We start from the raw sequence: 14,776 nt of genomic DNA, 5'->3' as shown, positions 1-14,776 counted from the left end.
ACACAGGACACGATGACGAACACCGCCACCGAAGCATCTTCGAATGCAGCTCTTGCAGCTCCTCAGCGCGAGGACGTCGCGCAGATGTTGATCGACCGTCTCGGTGATCAGCACCTGGGCCTGCGGACGCGGACGCAGGACTGGAGCTGGGACGAGGTGGTGCGCGAGAGCGCAGCGCGCGGCTCGCTGGCGAAGTCGCTTCGCGCGCCCGGACCGTTTCACATCGGAGTACTTCTCGAGAACGATCCGGAGTTCCTGTTCTGGCTCGGCGGCGCGGCCCTGACCGGGGCCACGATCGTCGGCATCAATCCGACCAGGCGTGGAGCTGAACTCGAGGCTGAGGTCCGGTACGTCGACTGCCAGCTGATCGTCACCGACAAAGCAGGCTACGAGAAGCTTGCCGGCCTGGACCTCGGGCTGACCGAAGATCGTTTCGTCCTCGTCGACGACGCGTCGTACCCGGACAAGATTGCAGCACATCACGTCGAGTCGCCTCAGATCGACCTCGGTGTCGACGCGTCGACGCTGTTCTTGCTTCTCTTCACCTCGGGCACCACCGGAATGTCCAAGGCAGTGCGGTGCAGCCAGGGGCGTCTGACGCGGTTGGCCTACGCGAACTGCGCCAAGTACGACATCGACCGCGACGACGTCTGCTACTGCTGCATGCCGCTCTTCCACGGCAACGCGTTGATGGCTCTGTGGGCGCCGGCCCTTTCGCAGGGAGCTACGGTCTGCCTCGTTCGTAAGTTCACGGCCTCGGGATTCATGCCGGACGTTCGGTTCTACGGCGCAACATATTTCACCTACGTCGGTAAGGCCTTGGGGTATCTCATGGCGACGCCGGAACTGCCCGACGACATCGAGAACACCCTCACCCACGGCTTCGGGACCGAGGCGTCGCCGGGGGACAAGGCAGAGTTCATCCGTCGTTTCGGTGCACAACTTTTCGAGGGATACGGTTCGAGTGAAGGTGCCGGTTCAGTAGTGCTCGATCCGAACCAACCTGCCGGAGCACTGGGCCGTCCCGCGAGCGAGAACATCGTCATCGTCGATCCCGATACGCGCGAAGAGCGACCCCGCGCAATTCTCGACGAGCACGGTCACGTGCTGAACCCCGACGAATCCATCGGCGAGATGGTCGACAAGGCCGGATCGAAGAAGTTCGAGGGGTACTACAAGAACGAAGACGCGATCGCCGAGAAGATTCGCCACGGTTGGTACTGGACAGGCGATCTCGGCTACGTCGACGAGGCCGGCTTCATCTACTTCGCGGGACGCAAGGGCGACTGGATCCGCGTCGACGGTGAGAACACCTCGGCTTTGATGATCGAGCACATCCTGCGTCGGCACCCCAAAGTGATTGCCACGGGTGTCTTCGCGGTACCGGATCCGCGTTCGGGTGATCAGGTCATGGCTGCGATCGAGGTCGCCGATCTCGCCGATTTCGATCCGGTCGAGTTCGCCGACTACCTTGCCGCGCAGGCGGATCTGGGTACCAAGGCAGCGCCACGATTTGTTCGCGTTTCGACCGACCTGCCCGTCACGGGCTCCAACAAGGTACTCAAACGTGAACTTCAAGCCGATCGCTGGCGGACCGACGAACCAGTGTTCCACTGGGTGGGCCGCGGCACTCCCGAATACACGTTGATGACCGAAGCTGACGTGGTGAACCTGGAGAAGGAGTTCGAGACGCACGGCCGCACGCGGTTCCTGTGAGTGAAGTTGCGCTGGTGACCGGCGCTTCCCGGGGGATCGGCCGAGAGTGCGCGCTGGCATTCGCGCGCGCCGGATTCGACGTTGCAATCACTGCTCGCACCGTTCGTGAAGGAGAGGGGCGGGCAGCCCCGCGAACGAGGCAAGGCGAGCAAGTGATTCCGGTGCCCGGCAGCCTGGAGACGACGGTTGCCGAGATCGAGTCCTTCGGTGTGCGCGCATTGGCCGTTCCGATGAACCTGCTCGATCTGGCATCCGTCCGCGGCGCCGGTGAACGGGTGCTGGCCGAGTGGGGACGTGTCGACGTGCTGGTGAACAACGCCTACGCGCAGACTGTCGGAAACATGGACCGGGTGCTCGACATCGAGATCGACGACGCTCAGGCGATGGCGATCGGGAATTATCTGCACCAACTCGCTCTGGTCCAGGTGATACTCCCGTCGATGATCAAGAGCGGCAACGGCGTAGTGGTCAATCTGGCATCGGGCTCGGCGACCATGGATCCGCCTGCGCCTCCCGGCGAGGGTGGTTGGGGTCTGTCGTACGCCGCGTCGAAGGCGTCGTTCGGACGTATTGCCGGAGCGATCAACTCCGAGTACCGAGACGCCGGAATCAAAGCGTTCAACCTGAGTCCGGGATTTGTCATCACGGAATCAGGGAAAGCCCGTGGTGGCGCGGACGCAATCGTGGACGCCGGATTTGCGGCCACACCGGCATCCGTACCCGCTGCAGCGGCGGTGTGGCTTGCAACAGATCCCGATGCGGACCGGTACCTCGGTCGCGTCGTGGATGGTCCGAAATTGATGGCGACACTGGAGGAAACGGTATGAAGCTCGGCGTGGTCGTTCCGGTCGAACTGGGTCGAAGCGGAGACCCTGATTGGATTCTGCAATTCGCCCGTGCGGCCGAGTCGCTGGGTTTCGACGAGATCTCGGCAGTGGAGCACTCGGTGGTCATCGCCGACACCGCGAGCGAGTACCCCTATTCTCCGACCGGCAAATCGCATCTTCCCGATGACTGCGACATCCCGGATCCGCTCGAACTGCTTTCGTTCGTGGCGGGTGCCACAACCACCTTGGGCTTGTCCACTGGAGTTCTGGTGCTGCCCAATCACAATCCGGTAGTGCTCGCCAAAAGATTGGCGACGCTCGATCGCCTTTCCAGTGGGCGATTGCGCATCTGCCTCGGCCTGGGGTGGATGAAGGAAGAGATCGAGGCGTGCGGCGGTGACTTCGAGCGCCGCGGCAAGGTAGCCGATGAGGCCATCGCGGTGATGCGTTCACTCTGGGCGGGCAAGGAAGCAGTCGATTTCGACGGCGATTACTTCTCGTTCAAGGGTGCGTACAGCTGGCCGAAGCCGCACCGCGAATCCGGAGTTCCGCTCTACATCGGTGGACACAGTCTCGCTGCTGCTCGGCGAGCAGGCCGGTTGGGTGACGGTTTCCAGCCGCTGGGACTGGCCGGTGAAGATCGCGACAAGGCTGTAGCGGCGATGAAAGCGGCTGCGGTGAAGGCAGATCGAGATCCTGCTGACGTCTCGCTGGTACTCGGTGCGACACTGCCCAGGCTCGACGAAGCGAAACTCGACTGGGCACGCGGGTTGGGAGCCGATCGAATCGTGTTGTCCGCGAGTCGTCGTGGCACGTCGCTGGAACTGATCATCGACGAAATGGCCGAATGCTCGAAGCGGCTGGGGCTCGGAGCGTAGTCCTTCGTCTGATCAGGGATGGGCCAGCCCGTTCAGGACCATCGAGCCACGAAGCGCGAGCGATCGGGTGCGTCGATCCGGGAGTCAGTCGAGGGCGGTGGCGTCGGTTGTCGGCGTCTTGGTGCCGGGAGTCGCTTCGATGTCGAGAACGACCTGGCTGTCGGTGGCTTCTTCGGGGAAGACGTACCGACGCATGGCCCACCAGCGGAAGGCCGTCGCCAGCAGGGTCCCGATGATCGATCCGCTGATGAAGTCCGCGAAGTTTTCCATCAACACCGACACCTCGGGTTGACGCAGATGGAACACGTACCGGGAGGTCCAGAGTGGTACCTGGTTGATGGCCAAACCGATACCCGCGACGATGAAGAACAGAGCGGCCTCGTGATGGCGCTGTCGACCACCGCGCTGCGCAAACGACCATTCGCGGTTGAGGACGTAGGACAGAACCGTCGCGATCAGGACCGCAAGGATGTTGGCCGTCACCGGGTGCTGAGGCAGAACCGTCCACTTGATGCCGAAGAACAGCACCGTGGTGACGATGAAGGCGATGCCGCCGACCACCAGGAACTTGAGCATTTCTGCGTGCGGCAGGACGCGCACGAGAACCCGCTCAGGAAGCCTATTGACCATCTTTTCGACAAACGCCATTGTTCGAGGCTAACCCTGAATACGACCGAGGGCACAAATCGTCGATGCCCGTGTCGGCAAGATCATCAGAATCCGTACCCGAGAATTGCGGGCTTCTGCGCGTTGAAAGCGAAGTCGAAATTCACGATCTCCTGCGGATCGGACGCGTGGAGTCGGTGCGCCGCCGCGAAGGTCTTGGCCTGGTGCTCGCCCAGGTACAAGCTGCTCAGGACATCAGAGGGCATCGTGATCGCAGGCACCGCGTCAGTGGCCGTACAGGTGGCCTTGCCGCCCTTGACCTGAAGTGCGAAGGTTCCGCCGGCCTTCAGGAACGGATCTTCGACCTTGATGACTGTGTCCAGGTCAGCAGCATATTCACGAGCCTCGAGAGCCGCGGGAACGTCCATGATGCGCAGCCACAGTCGATCGGAGCGCGTCGTCGTCCGGGCAAGGCGGTAGTCCGTGAGCATCAGCCGGAGTGGATCGGCAGGATGCTGGCGTGTCTCGATCCGGGTGACGAGGTCGAGGCCGCAGATCGTGCGCCACAGCGCCGCGTGCGCATCTTCGGTGATCGTCACGAACTCGTCGATCCGGGCGATGCTGTCGCGGCCCTCGCTCGTGTGCCGGTAAGCGATGTATCCGTCCGCGTGTGTCAGAAAGAACAGTCCGGAGGCGCCGTCACGATCCTCGGACGGGTCGGCGAACATATGGTCCCAGAGCGGTTGCGGACGGACCTGCGCGCCGGGAGTCTGCAGTCGCCAGCGGTCGTAGATCTCGGGAAGAAGCGTCGAGGCAGCTTTGATGTCGACGATGGACACGCCACCATTGTCGGGCACCTCGGGGCGGAATCGCGCGAAGCGGCGATCGAGGGTGATGCCTTCGCTGAAGGTGGCCGGGCCGTATCCGAAGCGGTTGTAGATGCCGGCCTCGCTTGCCGTCAGGGCGGCAAGCGGTGCTCCGGTCGACTCGATGTGGGCATGAAGCGCAGTGAACATCGAGCGTAGGACGCCACGACGACGGTGAGTCGGGGCGACGGATACCCAGGTGATTCCGCGCGTGGGGAGTTGGCGTCCGCCGGGCACGGTGAATTCCATGTCGATTTCGATGGCCACGCCGACGGGTAGGTCACCGTCGACGGCGAGGATGATGTCCTCGGGCTTGTAGAGCGCCTTCGTCAGTTCGCTGACCGCGGGAGACGGGTGAAAACCGAACCCCACCGAGTCGAGTAGTTGGAGAGCCGGCCAGTCACTCTCGGTAGCGGTGCGGATGGTGATCTTGTTTTCGGGGCTCACGTGTATCGACTCTGGCATAGATTGCGTGAAGACGCACATGAATATCGGGGCTGACGTTTCCGCACCGGCTCCCAGGGGTACCGCCCGACGGACCAGTCCTGCGGCACGGAGAAAACCGATACGGAGAAACACTGTGGCGATCACCGACATCAAGGAATATGCCCATCTGACCGAGGAAGACGTCGAGGCACTCGGGCGCGAGCTGGATGCCATTCGGCTCGACATCGAGGAGAAGCGCGGCGCGCACGACGCTCGATACATCCAGCGGACGATCGCGTTTCAGCGCTCTCTGATGGTGGCCGGCCGCATCGTCTTGTTCGCCAGCAAGAAGAAGCCTGCCTGGATTCTGGGGACTGCGCTCCTGGGGGTCGGCAAGATCATCGAGAACATGGAACTCGGCCACAACATCATCCACGGCCAGTGGGACTGGATGAACGATCCCGAGATTCACTCGAGCAACTGGGAGTGGGACAACACCTGCCCGTCCTCGGGATGGAAGCACTCGCACAACTTCACCCATCACAAGTTCACCAACATCGTCGGACTGGACAACGACGTGGGCTACGGAATCATGCGCGTCACGCGCGATCAAAAGTGGCACGCCGACTATCTCTTTCAACCGATCACGAATTTTGTGCTCGCGACTCTCTTCGAGTGGGGAGTGGCACTGCATCACCTCGAAACGGACAAACTCCGCAAGGGTGAGGTGAAGTGGTCCGAGAAATCGGACATGGCCAAGGACGTCGGTAAGAAGATCGCGCGTCAGGTGGCGAAGGATTACATCCTGTTCCCCGCCCTGACCGGCCCCGCGTGGAAGACCACGTTGACGGCGAACGTCGTTGCGAACCTCATCCGAAACTACTGGAGTTACGCCGTCATCTTCTGCGGGCACTTTCCCGACGGTGCCGAGAAGTTCACGCTCGAGGAATTCGAGAACGAATCGCGCGCTCAGTGGTACCTACGACAGATGCTGGGCTCTGCCAACTTTCATGCCGGTCCCGTCATGGCCTTCATGAGCGGCAACCTCTGCTACCAGATCGAGCATCACTGCTTCCCGGATCTGCCGAGCAATCGGTACTCGGAAATCGCGGTGCCGTTGCGCGACCTGTGTGACAAGTACGACCTCCCGTACACGACCGGGCCGCTGTGGAAGCAGTACGGATTGACTCTGCGCACCATCTGGAAGTTGTCGCTGCCCAACAGGTTTCTCTCGGCTTCCCAGGACGACGCTCCGGAGACGCACTCGGAGTTGAAGTTCCGCATCCGAGGCGGAATCAAGGAAGTGTTCGGCGTCGATCCGCAGACGGGTAAGCGGCGCGGACTGCGAACAGCGATCGCGATGGTCTCGAGCTGATCAGTTACCGCTTGTGCGCCATTGAACGAACCACGAGATCGCCGGTCGACTGGATTGCCTGCACCAGCACGATCAAGATCACGACTGCGACGAACAGCACCGGTGTGTTGAATCGTTGGTAGCCGTACTTGATTGCGAAGTCGCCGAGTCCACCGGCGCCGATGGCACCTGCCATGGCCGAGAAGCCGATCAGCATCACCGCCGTCAGGGTTGCTCCTGCTACCAATCCCGGAACGGATTCGGGCAGTAGCACCTTGGTGATGATGTCTTTGTCGGTGGCGCCCATGGACCGCGCTGCCTCGACGCGTCCGGAATCGACTTCACGCAAGGCGTTCTCGACGACGCGCGCAAAGAAGGGCACCGAACCGATGGTCAGCGGGACGATCGCTGCCGTGGCGCCGAGCGCTGTTCCGACGATCGCCCTCGTTGCCGGGATGAGGAGCACCAACAAGATGACGAACGGCAGCGAACGGCCGATGTTCACCACGGTGCCCAGAACCGAATTGAGGACGCGGTTGGGACGGATTCCGTCGGGCGCGCTCGCGTGCAACAGAACACCGAGAGCGATACCGATGATCACGGTGAGCACGAACGAGACACCGACCATGTAGAGCGTGTCGAGTAGGGCTTCCCATGCTTCGCCCAGGGAATCCTGCCAGGACGTCTTGTTCATGAGAACGTCACCTTCACTCCGCGCTGCGAAAGATGTTCTTCGACAGACTTTCTTGTCTCTTCGTTGCTGACGAGTCCCGTGTGCGAGGCGAACTCCACGCGAAGGCGACCGACCTGATGGGATCCGATGTCCTCGATACCGCCGGAGATCACGGTGACGTCGACGTCGAGATCTCGTGAGAGTTGGGAAATCACGGGTGAGGTGGACAGTGAATCGACAAAGGTGAGGAGCGCCGGAATTCCGGTCGTGGACGTTCGTACCGTTCCGGTCGGCAGTAGCGCCTCTCCGAGGGGTGAGTCCGGGTCTGCGACCAGTTCGGTGAGCGTTCCCTCGTCGACGATGCGGCCCTGATCGATCAGCGCAGCGCGATGGCAGATCCGTCGAACCACGTTGAGCTCGTGGGTGATCAGAACAATGGTCACACCGAGTCGTCGATTGAGATCGGCGAGCAGGTCGAGGATCGAATCGGTTGTGTCCGAGTCGAGGGCGCTGGTGGCCTCGTCGCACAGGAGGACGTCGGGTGAAGCCGCCAAGGCTCTCGCGATGCCGACGCGTTGTTTCTGGCCGCCGGACAGTTGCGAGGGGAAGGCGTCACGTCGGTCTTCCAAGCCCACCAACTCGATCAGCTCGTCGACGCGGGCACGTCGATCTGCCCGCGAGTATCCCGCCACTTCGAGAGGGAAGGCGATGTTGGCGGCGACCGAACGGGAATGCAGCAGGTTGAAATGCTGGAACACGACACCGATCCGCTTGCGTGTGTCGCGCAGTTGCGCTGGGCTCAACGCGGTCAGATCGGTGTCGCCCAACAGAATCCGGCCACTGGTCGGGCGTTCGAGCAGGTTGAGGCAGCGCAGCAAAGTCGACTTGCCGGCGCCGCTCTTGCCGATGATGCCGAAGATTTCGCCGTCTTCGATTTTCAGGGATACGGAATCGAGTGCATGCAGAACTTGTGTGCCGCTGCGGTATTCCTTGGAGACCGATTCGATCGAGAAGACCATGACGGGTCTCGATCAGGTAGCGCTGGCCGGAATGACCGAGCCCTGATAGGTCTGCTCGATGAACGTCGCGACGTCGGCGGACGTCAATGCCTCGGCCAACTTCTGTACTCGCGCATCGTTTTCGAGCGAGGTGCGTACGGTCAGGACATTGGCGTACGGGTTGCCCTCGGCCTTCTCGAGCACCAGGGCGTCCTTGGCCGGGTTGAGGCCACCTTCGATTGCGTAGTTGCCGTTGATGATTGCGAGATCGACATTTCCGTCGTCGAGCGTGCGCGGCAACTGCGGGGGATCGACCTGGGTGAACGTGAGTCCCTTGGGGTTGTCGATGATGTTCTTCTCGCTGATCTGCGTGATGTCGGTGCCGGGGGCGCCCAACTGCTGATCGAGCTTGATCAAACCGGCCTGCTGCAGCAGGTACAGCCCACGGGCGAAGTTCGTCACGTTGTTGGACAAAGCGACCGTTGCGCCCTGGCGCAGGTCGGCCACGTTGGTGACCTTCTTGGAATATGCACCGAGGGGCTCGACGTGGACCTTCGCCACGGCGACCAGGTCGTCGACACCCTTTTCCTTCGACCACGATTCCTGGTACGGCACGTGCTGGAAGAAGTTGGCGTCGGTGTCTCCGGCTTCGAGCACCTCGTTGGCGTCGAGATCGCCGGTGATCTCGCTGACCTCGATCTTGGTGTCACCGAGCAGGCCCTTTTCTTCGACGAACTTCAGGATCTCGGCGTGCGGAACCGAAGAAGCGACGATGCGAAGAGGTGCGTTCTCGTCGGAGGAGTTGTCGCTCGAGCACGCGGCTACGGTTCCGACTGCGACGGCGGCCACTGCGAAGGCAGCGAGGAATCTTCTGGTGCGCGAGCGTGACATGTGAATCTCCAAGACATAGCCGAACGCACGCCGAGATGGCGTGACAGTTGCTGAACGCTAGCCCGGTAAACCTCCCGAGAGGAGATACAGAATCACCGCGATTTTTTCATGTACCTATTGTCCGAGCAGGATGACCGGAACATCCTCGGCAAAATCGACTACCAGTTCGCGACGCGAGAACAGCCAGGTGCCGTCGACCTTTTGGAAGCTGTCCTGGTAACGGATCTCGATCCGGTTGTCCCGGTGGCCCTCGCCCCGCGGATAGATGTGGTGAGCGGAGCAGTAAGCCTCACCGTGTGCGGTGGTGGGGCCGTCGAGGTCGAGGATCTGCTGCTCGACGATGTGCCGGGTCGAGTGCAGATGTGAGACGGCATCGACCACCGAACTGCTGACGACGGAGTTCCCACGTATCTCCGTCGGCGCATCCGTTCCGTTCAGTGCCGGCGGCAAGACGAATGCCACGTCGTCAGTGAAGAGAGCCGCAAGTGCAGTGGTGTTTCGGCGGTCGACGGCCTGTGCGTACCTGGCGGCCAAGTCGGTGAGAGCGACGCGATCCGAGGAGTCCATGCGCATATCTCACCCTATGTGACGCCGCTCATGTTTCGGCTTCCCGCTCATCGAGACACTCACAGCGCCCACCTGGGCATCTGGTTAGCGTCCAGGCCAAGAGTTGCCAGCCATGAATGCCATAGGAGAAACAGCGATGGATCTGAGGGAATCGCCCGAGCAGCAGGAGCTCCGCAAGGAGTTGCGCGCGTACTTCGCGGCGCTGCTGCCGGAAGAGAAGCGTCGCGCGGCCGGCGAGCAAGGTGTGGGCGGCGAGTACTTCCGCGAGATCGTGAAGTTGCTGGGCAAGGACGGTTGGCTCGGTATCGGCTGGCCCAAGGAATTCGGTGGACAGGGACGCTCCATCGAAGAGCAGTTCGTGTTCTTCGACGAGGTTCAGCGCGCAGGTCTGCCGTTTCCCTTCGTGACGGTCAATACCGTCGGACCGACGTTGATGAAGTACGGCACCGAAGAACAGAAGGAACGTTTCCTGCCCGGCATCCTGGCCGGCGACATCGTCTTCGCAATCGGGTACACCGAGCCCGAGGCCGGCACCGACCTCGCGTCACTCAAGACTCGTGCGGTTCTCGACGGTGACGAGTGGATCGTCGACGGCAACAAGATCTTCACCAGTGGCGCCAACACTGCCGACTACGTGTGGCTGGCCTGCCGCACCGACGCGGATGCCCCCAAGCACAAGGGAATCTCGATCCTGATCGTCCCCACCGAGGATGCAGGCTTCGAGTGGTCACCGATCAACACCGTCGGCGGTTTGATGGTGACGTCCACGTACTACTCCGGCATTCGAGTTCCGTCGAAGGACGTTGTGGGCGAGGTCAACGGCGGCTGGCAGCTCATCACGGCTCAGCTCAACCACGAGCGAATCGGCCTGGCGGCCATCGGTGGTCGCACGTACGGTCTGTGGAACCTGGTCCTGGACTGGGCCAAGGAAAACGGCGCCATCAACATCCCGTGGGTGCAACAGGACTTCGCTCGCACACACGCCAAGCTCGAGGCCATGCGACTGCTGAACTGGAAGATGACGGCAGCCGTCGCGCAGGACACGCTCTCCGGAGCCGACGCCGGTGCCACCAAGACGTACGGGACCGAGACTCACGTCGACGTCTACCGCACCCTGCTCGGAATTCTCGGCTCCGCCGGTCGCATCCGCCCCGAGTCTCCGGGCGCTCTGCTTGCCGGTCAGATCGAGCAGATCTCGCGTCAGGGTGTCGTGAACACCTTCGGCGGCGGCGTCAACGAAGTTCTGCGGGACATGGTCGGCACCATCGGCTTGGGACTCGTTCGCGAAAAGAGGGTCAAGTGAGCGACATTTCGGCGCAACTCGACGCTTTTGTAGGCCAGACGCTTGTTCCCACCACCTGGGGGCCAGACGAGGTCAACATCCCCATGATCCGGCATTGGGCCGAGACCATGGGCGATACCAACCCCGTCTACCTCGACGACGACGCTGCCCGCGCCACCGGTCGTGACGGCGTCGTCGCTCCCGCTCAGATGCTTCAGGTCTGGATCATGCGGACCTTTACCGACAAGATGGCGGGCAACGACCCGTCGCAGGTGTGGACCGATCTGATCGCCACCCTCGACGCAGCCGGCTACAGCTCCGTCGTGGCCACCGATTCCGATCAGGAGTTCTTCGCCGAACTGCGCCCAGGCGATCGCGTGAACTACACCGAGGTCATCGAGTCGATTTCCCCGGAGAAGAAGACCGGCCTCGGCGTTGGGCACTTCGTGACGACGCTCAAGACGTACCGCAACGGCGACGACGAAGTTGTCGGCACGCAGCGGTGGCGGACGCTGCGGTTCAAGCCTCAGGAAGCCAAGGCTCCGGAGGCTCCGCGCGCATTGCGTCCGCGTCCGGCTCTCAACGCGGACAACGCTTTCTGGTTCGAAGCAGCCAAGGAGCACCGTCTGGTGATCCAGCGCTGCACGTCCTGCAAGACGCTGCGTCATCCCACCGGCCCGATGTGCGGGGAGTGCCGGTCACTCGAGTGGGACACGATCGACGCGTCGGGTCGTGGCACGGTGTACAGCTTCGTGGTCAATCACCACCCCAAGATCGACGCGTTCGACTACCCGCTCATCGTTGCGGCAATCGAACTCGAAGAGGGAACCCGATTGATCGCCAACATGGTGGGTATCGCGCCCGAAGATGTCGTGGTCGACATGCCCGTGGAACTTGACTGGATCGACGCCGACCCGGATCTGACGCTTCCCGCGTTCCGGCCGGCCGTACGCGAGGAGCACTGATGGACTTCAATTTCAGCGAAGAGCAGGAAGCAATTCGCGCACTGGCCGACGAGGTTTTCACCAGCAAGGCAACGATCGAGCGCACCAAGGAGATCGAACTCTCCGCCGAGCGCGTCGACCGTGAACTGTGGCGTGAGCTCGCGAGCACCGGGTTGCTCGGTATCGCCCTGCCGGAGGAGTTCGGCGGCGGTGGCCTCGGCTTGTCCGAGCTGTACGCACTGCTCGAACAGCAGGGACGTCACGTTGCGGCCGTGCCGATCTGGGAAACGACCCTTGCAGCATTGGCTGTCAACGAATTCGGCTCTGATTCCCTTCGCGCCGAACTCCTTCCGGGAGTTGCCGACGGCAGTCGATTCCTGACCGTCGGTCTCGAAGAGTTCGGTCCGTACACTGGCGGCGACCCACTGACCACGGCTGAGCAGGACGCCGACGGCAACTGGACTCTGACGGGTGAGAAGGCAGTAGTGCCGATGACTCACGTCGCGAACCTTGCTCTCGTTTCGGCAACCGCTTCCACTGGTACGGCACTGCTGCTGGTCGACCTGAGTGCCGAGGGAGTGACGCTCGAACAGACGCAGTCCACCAGTTGGGAGATCTGTGCCAACGTCACCTTTGCCGGTGCCCCCGCGCAGCTGATCGGTGCGGCTGACGGCACCACGGTTCCGTGGCTGATCGACCGCGTTCAGCTGGCATTGGCCGCAATCCAATGGGGCGTCGGGTCGGGTGCAGTCGCGCAGGCCGTCACGTACCTGAACGGCCGCAAGCAGTTCGGCCGTCCGCTGGCGACCTTCCAGGCCGTCAATCATCAACTCGCTGACTGCTACATCGATCTCGAAGCGATGCGCGTGACACTGTGGCAGGCCGCCTGGCGCATCTCCGAGGGACTGGATCTCGGCACCTCGGTACTGGTCGCCAAGTGGTGGGCTACCGACGGCGGACAGCGCGTCGTGCATCGCACCACGCATGTTCACGGCGGCATGGGCGTCGACACCGACTACCCGGTTCACCGTCATCTGTTGTGGGGCAAGCAGATTGCTGCCACCCTCGGTGGTTCCAGCTCCGATCTGGCGCGTCTGGGTGCGCAGCTCGCATCCGGTGTGGAGGTGCTCGCATGACCGTACTTGCCAGTCGCAGTTACGCAGACGTCGTTGTCGGAGAGGCATTGCCCGAGTTGGCGATCCCGCTGACCCGCACGTTGATCGTCGCCACGGCAATCGCCACTCGCGATTTTCAGGACGTGCACCACGATCCGAGCCTGGCGCAGGAGCGTGGCTCGAAGGATGTCTTCATGAACATCCTCACGAGCAACGGTCTTGTCGGTCGATACGTCACGGACTGGGCCGGATCTGCATCGACCCTGCGCCGCATCGCCATTCGTCTCGGGGCGCCCAACTACCCGGGTGACACCATGACGATGACCGGTGAGGTCGTGTCCAAGGAAGACGGAGTGGTCATGGTCAAGGTGCAGGGTGCAAACAGCCTCGGCAACCATGCATCCGGCACCGTCGCAGTCGCTTTCAAGGAAGAGGAGAGGCCCTGATGGCGATCAGCCCACTCTCGGGAGCCGCCGCCATCGTCGGCATCGGATCCACCGAGTTCTCCAAGAACTCCGGCCGCACCGAACTGCAGTTGGCGTGTGAGGCCATCGTCGCGGCACTCGCTGACGCCGGTATCGATCCGTCCGAGGTCGACGGTCTGTCCACCTACACGTCGGAGACGAACGGCGAAGCGATCGTGGCTCGCAACTGCGGCCTCGGTGAGCTCAAGTTCTTCTCGCGCATTCACTACGGAGGCGGCGCTGCGTGTGCCACCGTGCAGCAGGCGGCCATGGCAGTTGCGACGGGTGTTGCCGACGTCGTGGTTTGTTACCGCGCCTTCAACGAGCGCTCCGGTGTGCGCTACGGCCTAGGGCAGCACGATCGCCCCATGGACAGCACCGCGGATCGCGCGGCATATGCGTGGATGACTCCGCAGGGATTGTCGACTCCCGCTCAGTGGGTCGCCATGTTCGCCCGCCGCTACATGCACCAGTACGGTGCGACGAGTGAGGACTTCGGACGAGTTGCAGTGGTGGCGCGCAAGCATGCCGCCAACAACCCGGCTGCTTGGTTCTACGAGCGTCCGATCACGCTCGAGGACCATCAGAACTCGCGCTGGATCGCCGAGCCGCTGCACCTGCTCGACTGCTGCCAGGAAACCGACGGTGGCCAGGCATTGGTCATCGTCTCTGCCGAGCGCGCAAAGGATCTGGCCAACAAGCCCGTCGTCATCAAGGGCGCCGCTCAGGGCAGTAGCAAGGATCAGCACATGATGACCAGCTACTACCGGCCCGACATCTCGGGTATCCCGGAGATGGGCCTGGTTGCTCGTCAGTTGTACGGCCAGAGCGGCCTGACCCCTGATGACATCAACGCCGCGATCCTGTACGACCACTTCACCCCGTTGGTGCTTCCGCAGCTCGAAGAACTGGGCTTCTGCAAGCCAGGCGAAGCCAAGGACTTCATCCGCGAAGGCAACCTCGAGATCGGTGGACGCCTGCCGTCCAACACTCACGGTGGTCAGGTCGGCGAGGCGTACCTGCACGGTGTCAACGGAATTGCCGAAGGTGTGCGACTGGTGCGAGGCACGTCGACCAACCAGCCCGAGGGCGTCGAAAACGTATTGGTCACAGCCGGAACAGCAGTACCCACCAGCGGTCTCGTTCTCGGCGCTGTTTGAGAGAGGAAA

15 protein-coding genes are annotated in these 14,776 nt (G+C 62.4%); 9 read left to right on the top strand and 6 right to left on the bottom strand.

Features of this window, described 5'->3' with window-relative positions; all coding sequences use genetic code 11:
• Positions 1 to 84: 84 nt before the first annotated feature.
• The 3 genes from ACBG85_RS24155 to ACBG85_RS24145 are packed head-to-tail and all read left to right on the top strand — an operon-like array spanning position 85 to position 3,421.
• Positions 85 to 1,716, top strand: a complete 1,632-nt coding sequence (locus tag ACBG85_RS24155) for an AMP-binding protein (RefSeq protein ID WP_371684398.1) — start codon at positions 85 to 87, stop codon at positions 1,714 to 1,716.
• Complete coding sequence (locus ACBG85_RS24150) at positions 1,713 to 2,543, top strand: SDR family NAD(P)-dependent oxidoreductase (protein WP_030536994.1); 831 nt, start codon at positions 1,713 to 1,715, stop codon at positions 2,541 to 2,543. The genes ACBG85_RS24155 and ACBG85_RS24150 overlap by 4 nt, the downstream gene beginning before the upstream one ends.
• Positions 2,540 to 3,421, top strand: a complete 882-nt coding sequence (locus ACBG85_RS24145; RefSeq protein ID WP_372025157.1) for an LLM class F420-dependent oxidoreductase — start codon at positions 2,540 to 2,542, stop codon at positions 3,419 to 3,421. Before ACBG85_RS24150 ends, ACBG85_RS24145 begins: the two co-directional genes overlap by 4 nt.
• Before the next feature lie 84 nt (positions 3,422 to 3,505).
• Here ACBG85_RS24145 and ACBG85_RS24140 read toward each other — a convergent pair whose 3' ends face one another.
• Both ACBG85_RS24140 and ACBG85_RS24135 read right to left on the bottom strand, forming a co-directional pair.
• Positions 3,506 to 4,069: a GtrA family protein gene (locus ACBG85_RS24140; RefSeq protein WP_003939753.1), complete on the bottom strand. Its 564-nt coding sequence runs from the start codon at positions 4,067 to 4,069 to the stop codon at positions 3,506 to 3,508.
• Between the two features lie 65 nt (positions 4,070 to 4,134).
• Positions 4,135 to 5,340 carry an enhanced intracellular survival protein Eis gene (locus tag ACBG85_RS24135; RefSeq protein ID WP_372025156.1) on the bottom strand — a complete coding sequence of 402 codons (1,206 nt, stop codon included), beginning with the start codon at positions 5,338 to 5,340 and terminating at the stop codon, positions 4,135 to 4,137.
• A gap of 133 nt (positions 5,341 to 5,473) precedes the next feature.
• On the opposite strand from ACBG85_RS24135, the gene ACBG85_RS24130 reads away from it, so the two are divergent.
• A complete protein-coding gene (locus ACBG85_RS24130; protein WP_021331991.1) occupies positions 5,474 to 6,694 on the top strand; it encodes a fatty acid desaturase in 1,221 nt (406 codons plus the stop codon).
• Positions 6,695 to 6,698: 4 nt separating this feature from the next.
• On the opposite strand, the gene ACBG85_RS24125 is transcribed toward ACBG85_RS24130, so the two are convergent.
• The 4 genes from ACBG85_RS24125 to ACBG85_RS24110 all read right to left on the bottom strand — a co-directional run bounded on the left by ACBG85_RS24125 (position 6,699) and on the right by ACBG85_RS24110 (position 9,808).
• Entirely contained in the window at positions 6,699 to 7,367 is a 669-nt protein-coding gene (locus ACBG85_RS24125; protein ID WP_007732650.1) for a methionine ABC transporter permease, read from the bottom strand.
• The gene (locus tag ACBG85_RS24120) at positions 7,364 to 8,365 is read right to left on the bottom strand and encodes a methionine ABC transporter ATP-binding protein (RefSeq protein WP_007732648.1); all 1,002 of its coding nucleotides are present in this window, start codon (positions 8,363 to 8,365) and stop codon (positions 7,364 to 7,366) included. Before ACBG85_RS24120 ends, ACBG85_RS24125 begins: the two co-directional genes overlap by 4 nt.
• Before the next feature lie 12 nt (positions 8,366 to 8,377).
• Positions 8,378 to 9,235 carry a MetQ/NlpA family ABC transporter substrate-binding protein gene (locus ACBG85_RS24115; RefSeq protein ID WP_003940478.1) on the bottom strand — a complete coding sequence of 286 codons (858 nt, stop codon included), beginning with the start codon at positions 9,233 to 9,235 and terminating at the stop codon, positions 8,378 to 8,380.
• Positions 9,236 to 9,349: 114 nt separating this feature from the next.
• Complete coding sequence (locus tag ACBG85_RS24110) at positions 9,350 to 9,808, bottom strand: nuclear transport factor 2 family protein (protein WP_372025153.1); 459 nt, start codon at positions 9,806 to 9,808, stop codon at positions 9,350 to 9,352.
• Between the two features lie 130 nt (positions 9,809 to 9,938).
• Between ACBG85_RS24110 and ACBG85_RS24105 the strand changes: the two genes are divergently transcribed.
• Genes ACBG85_RS24105 through ACBG85_RS24085 form a run of 5 tightly spaced genes read left to right on the top strand, consistent with a single transcriptional unit; the run spans position 9,939 to position 14,767 of the window.
• A complete protein-coding gene (locus tag ACBG85_RS24105; protein ID WP_020970792.1) occupies positions 9,939 to 11,105 on the top strand; it encodes an acyl-CoA dehydrogenase family protein in 1,167 nt (388 codons plus the stop codon).
• On the top strand, positions 11,102 to 12,049 hold the full coding sequence (locus ACBG85_RS24100; RefSeq protein ID WP_372025151.1) for a bifunctional MaoC family dehydratase N-terminal/OB-fold nucleic acid binding domain-containing protein: 948 nt from the start codon (positions 11,102 to 11,104) through the stop codon (positions 12,047 to 12,049). Before ACBG85_RS24105 ends, ACBG85_RS24100 begins: the two co-directional genes overlap by 4 nt.
• The gene (locus ACBG85_RS24095) at positions 12,049 to 13,164 is read left to right on the top strand and encodes an acyl-CoA dehydrogenase family protein (protein ID WP_030537002.1); all 1,116 of its coding nucleotides are present in this window, start codon (positions 12,049 to 12,051) and stop codon (positions 13,162 to 13,164) included. Before ACBG85_RS24100 ends, ACBG85_RS24095 begins: the two co-directional genes overlap by 1 nt.
• The gene (locus ACBG85_RS24090; RefSeq protein ID WP_081558428.1) at positions 13,161 to 13,589 is read left to right on the top strand and encodes a MaoC family dehydratase; all 429 of its coding nucleotides are present in this window, start codon (positions 13,161 to 13,163) and stop codon (positions 13,587 to 13,589) included. Before ACBG85_RS24095 ends, ACBG85_RS24090 begins: the two co-directional genes overlap by 4 nt.
• Positions 13,589 to 14,767 (top strand): lipid-transfer protein, encoded by a 1,179-nt coding sequence (locus ACBG85_RS24085; protein WP_003940050.1) that lies wholly within the window; start codon positions 13,589 to 13,591, stop codon positions 14,765 to 14,767. Before ACBG85_RS24090 ends, ACBG85_RS24085 begins: the two co-directional genes overlap by 1 nt.
• Positions 14,768 to 14,776 lie beyond the last annotated feature (9 nt).

Source organism: Rhodococcus sp. NyZ502 (genome assembly GCF_041464245.1).
Taxonomy (GTDB): domain Bacteria; phylum Actinomycetota; class Actinomycetes; order Mycobacteriales; family Mycobacteriaceae; genus Rhodococcus_F; species Rhodococcus_F qingshengii.
This window is presented reverse-complemented; position numbering and strand designations above follow the sequence as displayed.

Coding starts and splice junctions, on each gene's coding strand:
- ACBG85_RS24155 (WP_371684398.1), top strand. CDS start 85: ATGTTGATCGACCGTCTCGGTGATCAGCACCTGGGCCTGCGGACGCGG.
- ACBG85_RS24145 (WP_372025157.1), top strand. CDS start 2,540: ATGAAGCTCGGCGTGGTCGTTCCGGTCGAACTGGGTCGAAGCGGAGAC.
- ACBG85_RS24140 (WP_003939753.1), bottom strand. CDS start 4,069: ATGGCGTTTGTCGAAAAGATGGTCAATAGGCTTCCTGAGCGGGTTCTC.
- ACBG85_RS24125 (WP_007732650.1), bottom strand. CDS start 7,367: ATGAACAAGACGTCCTGGCAGGATTCCCTGGGCGAAGCATGGGAAGCC.
- ACBG85_RS24120 (WP_007732648.1), bottom strand. CDS start 8,365: ATGGTCTTCTCGATCGAATCGGTCTCCAAGGAATACCGCAGCGGCACA.
- ACBG85_RS24115 (WP_003940478.1), bottom strand. CDS start 9,235: ATGTCACGCTCGCGCACCAGAAGATTCCTCGCTGCCTTCGCAGTGGCC.
- ACBG85_RS24110 (WP_372025153.1), bottom strand. CDS start 9,808: ATGCGCATGGACTCCTCGGATCGCGTCGCTCTCACCGACTTGGCCGCC.
- ACBG85_RS24105 (WP_020970792.1), top strand. CDS start 9,939: ATGGATCTGAGGGAATCGCCCGAGCAGCAGGAGCTCCGCAAGGAGTTG.
- ACBG85_RS24095 (WP_030537002.1), top strand. CDS start 12,049: ATGGACTTCAATTTCAGCGAAGAGCAGGAAGCAATTCGCGCACTGGCC.
- ACBG85_RS24090 (WP_081558428.1), top strand. CDS start 13,161: ATGACCGTACTTGCCAGTCGCAGTTACGCAGACGTCGTTGTCGGAGAG.
- ACBG85_RS24085 (WP_003940050.1), top strand. CDS start 13,589: ATGGCGATCAGCCCACTCTCGGGAGCCGCCGCCATCGTCGGCATCGGA.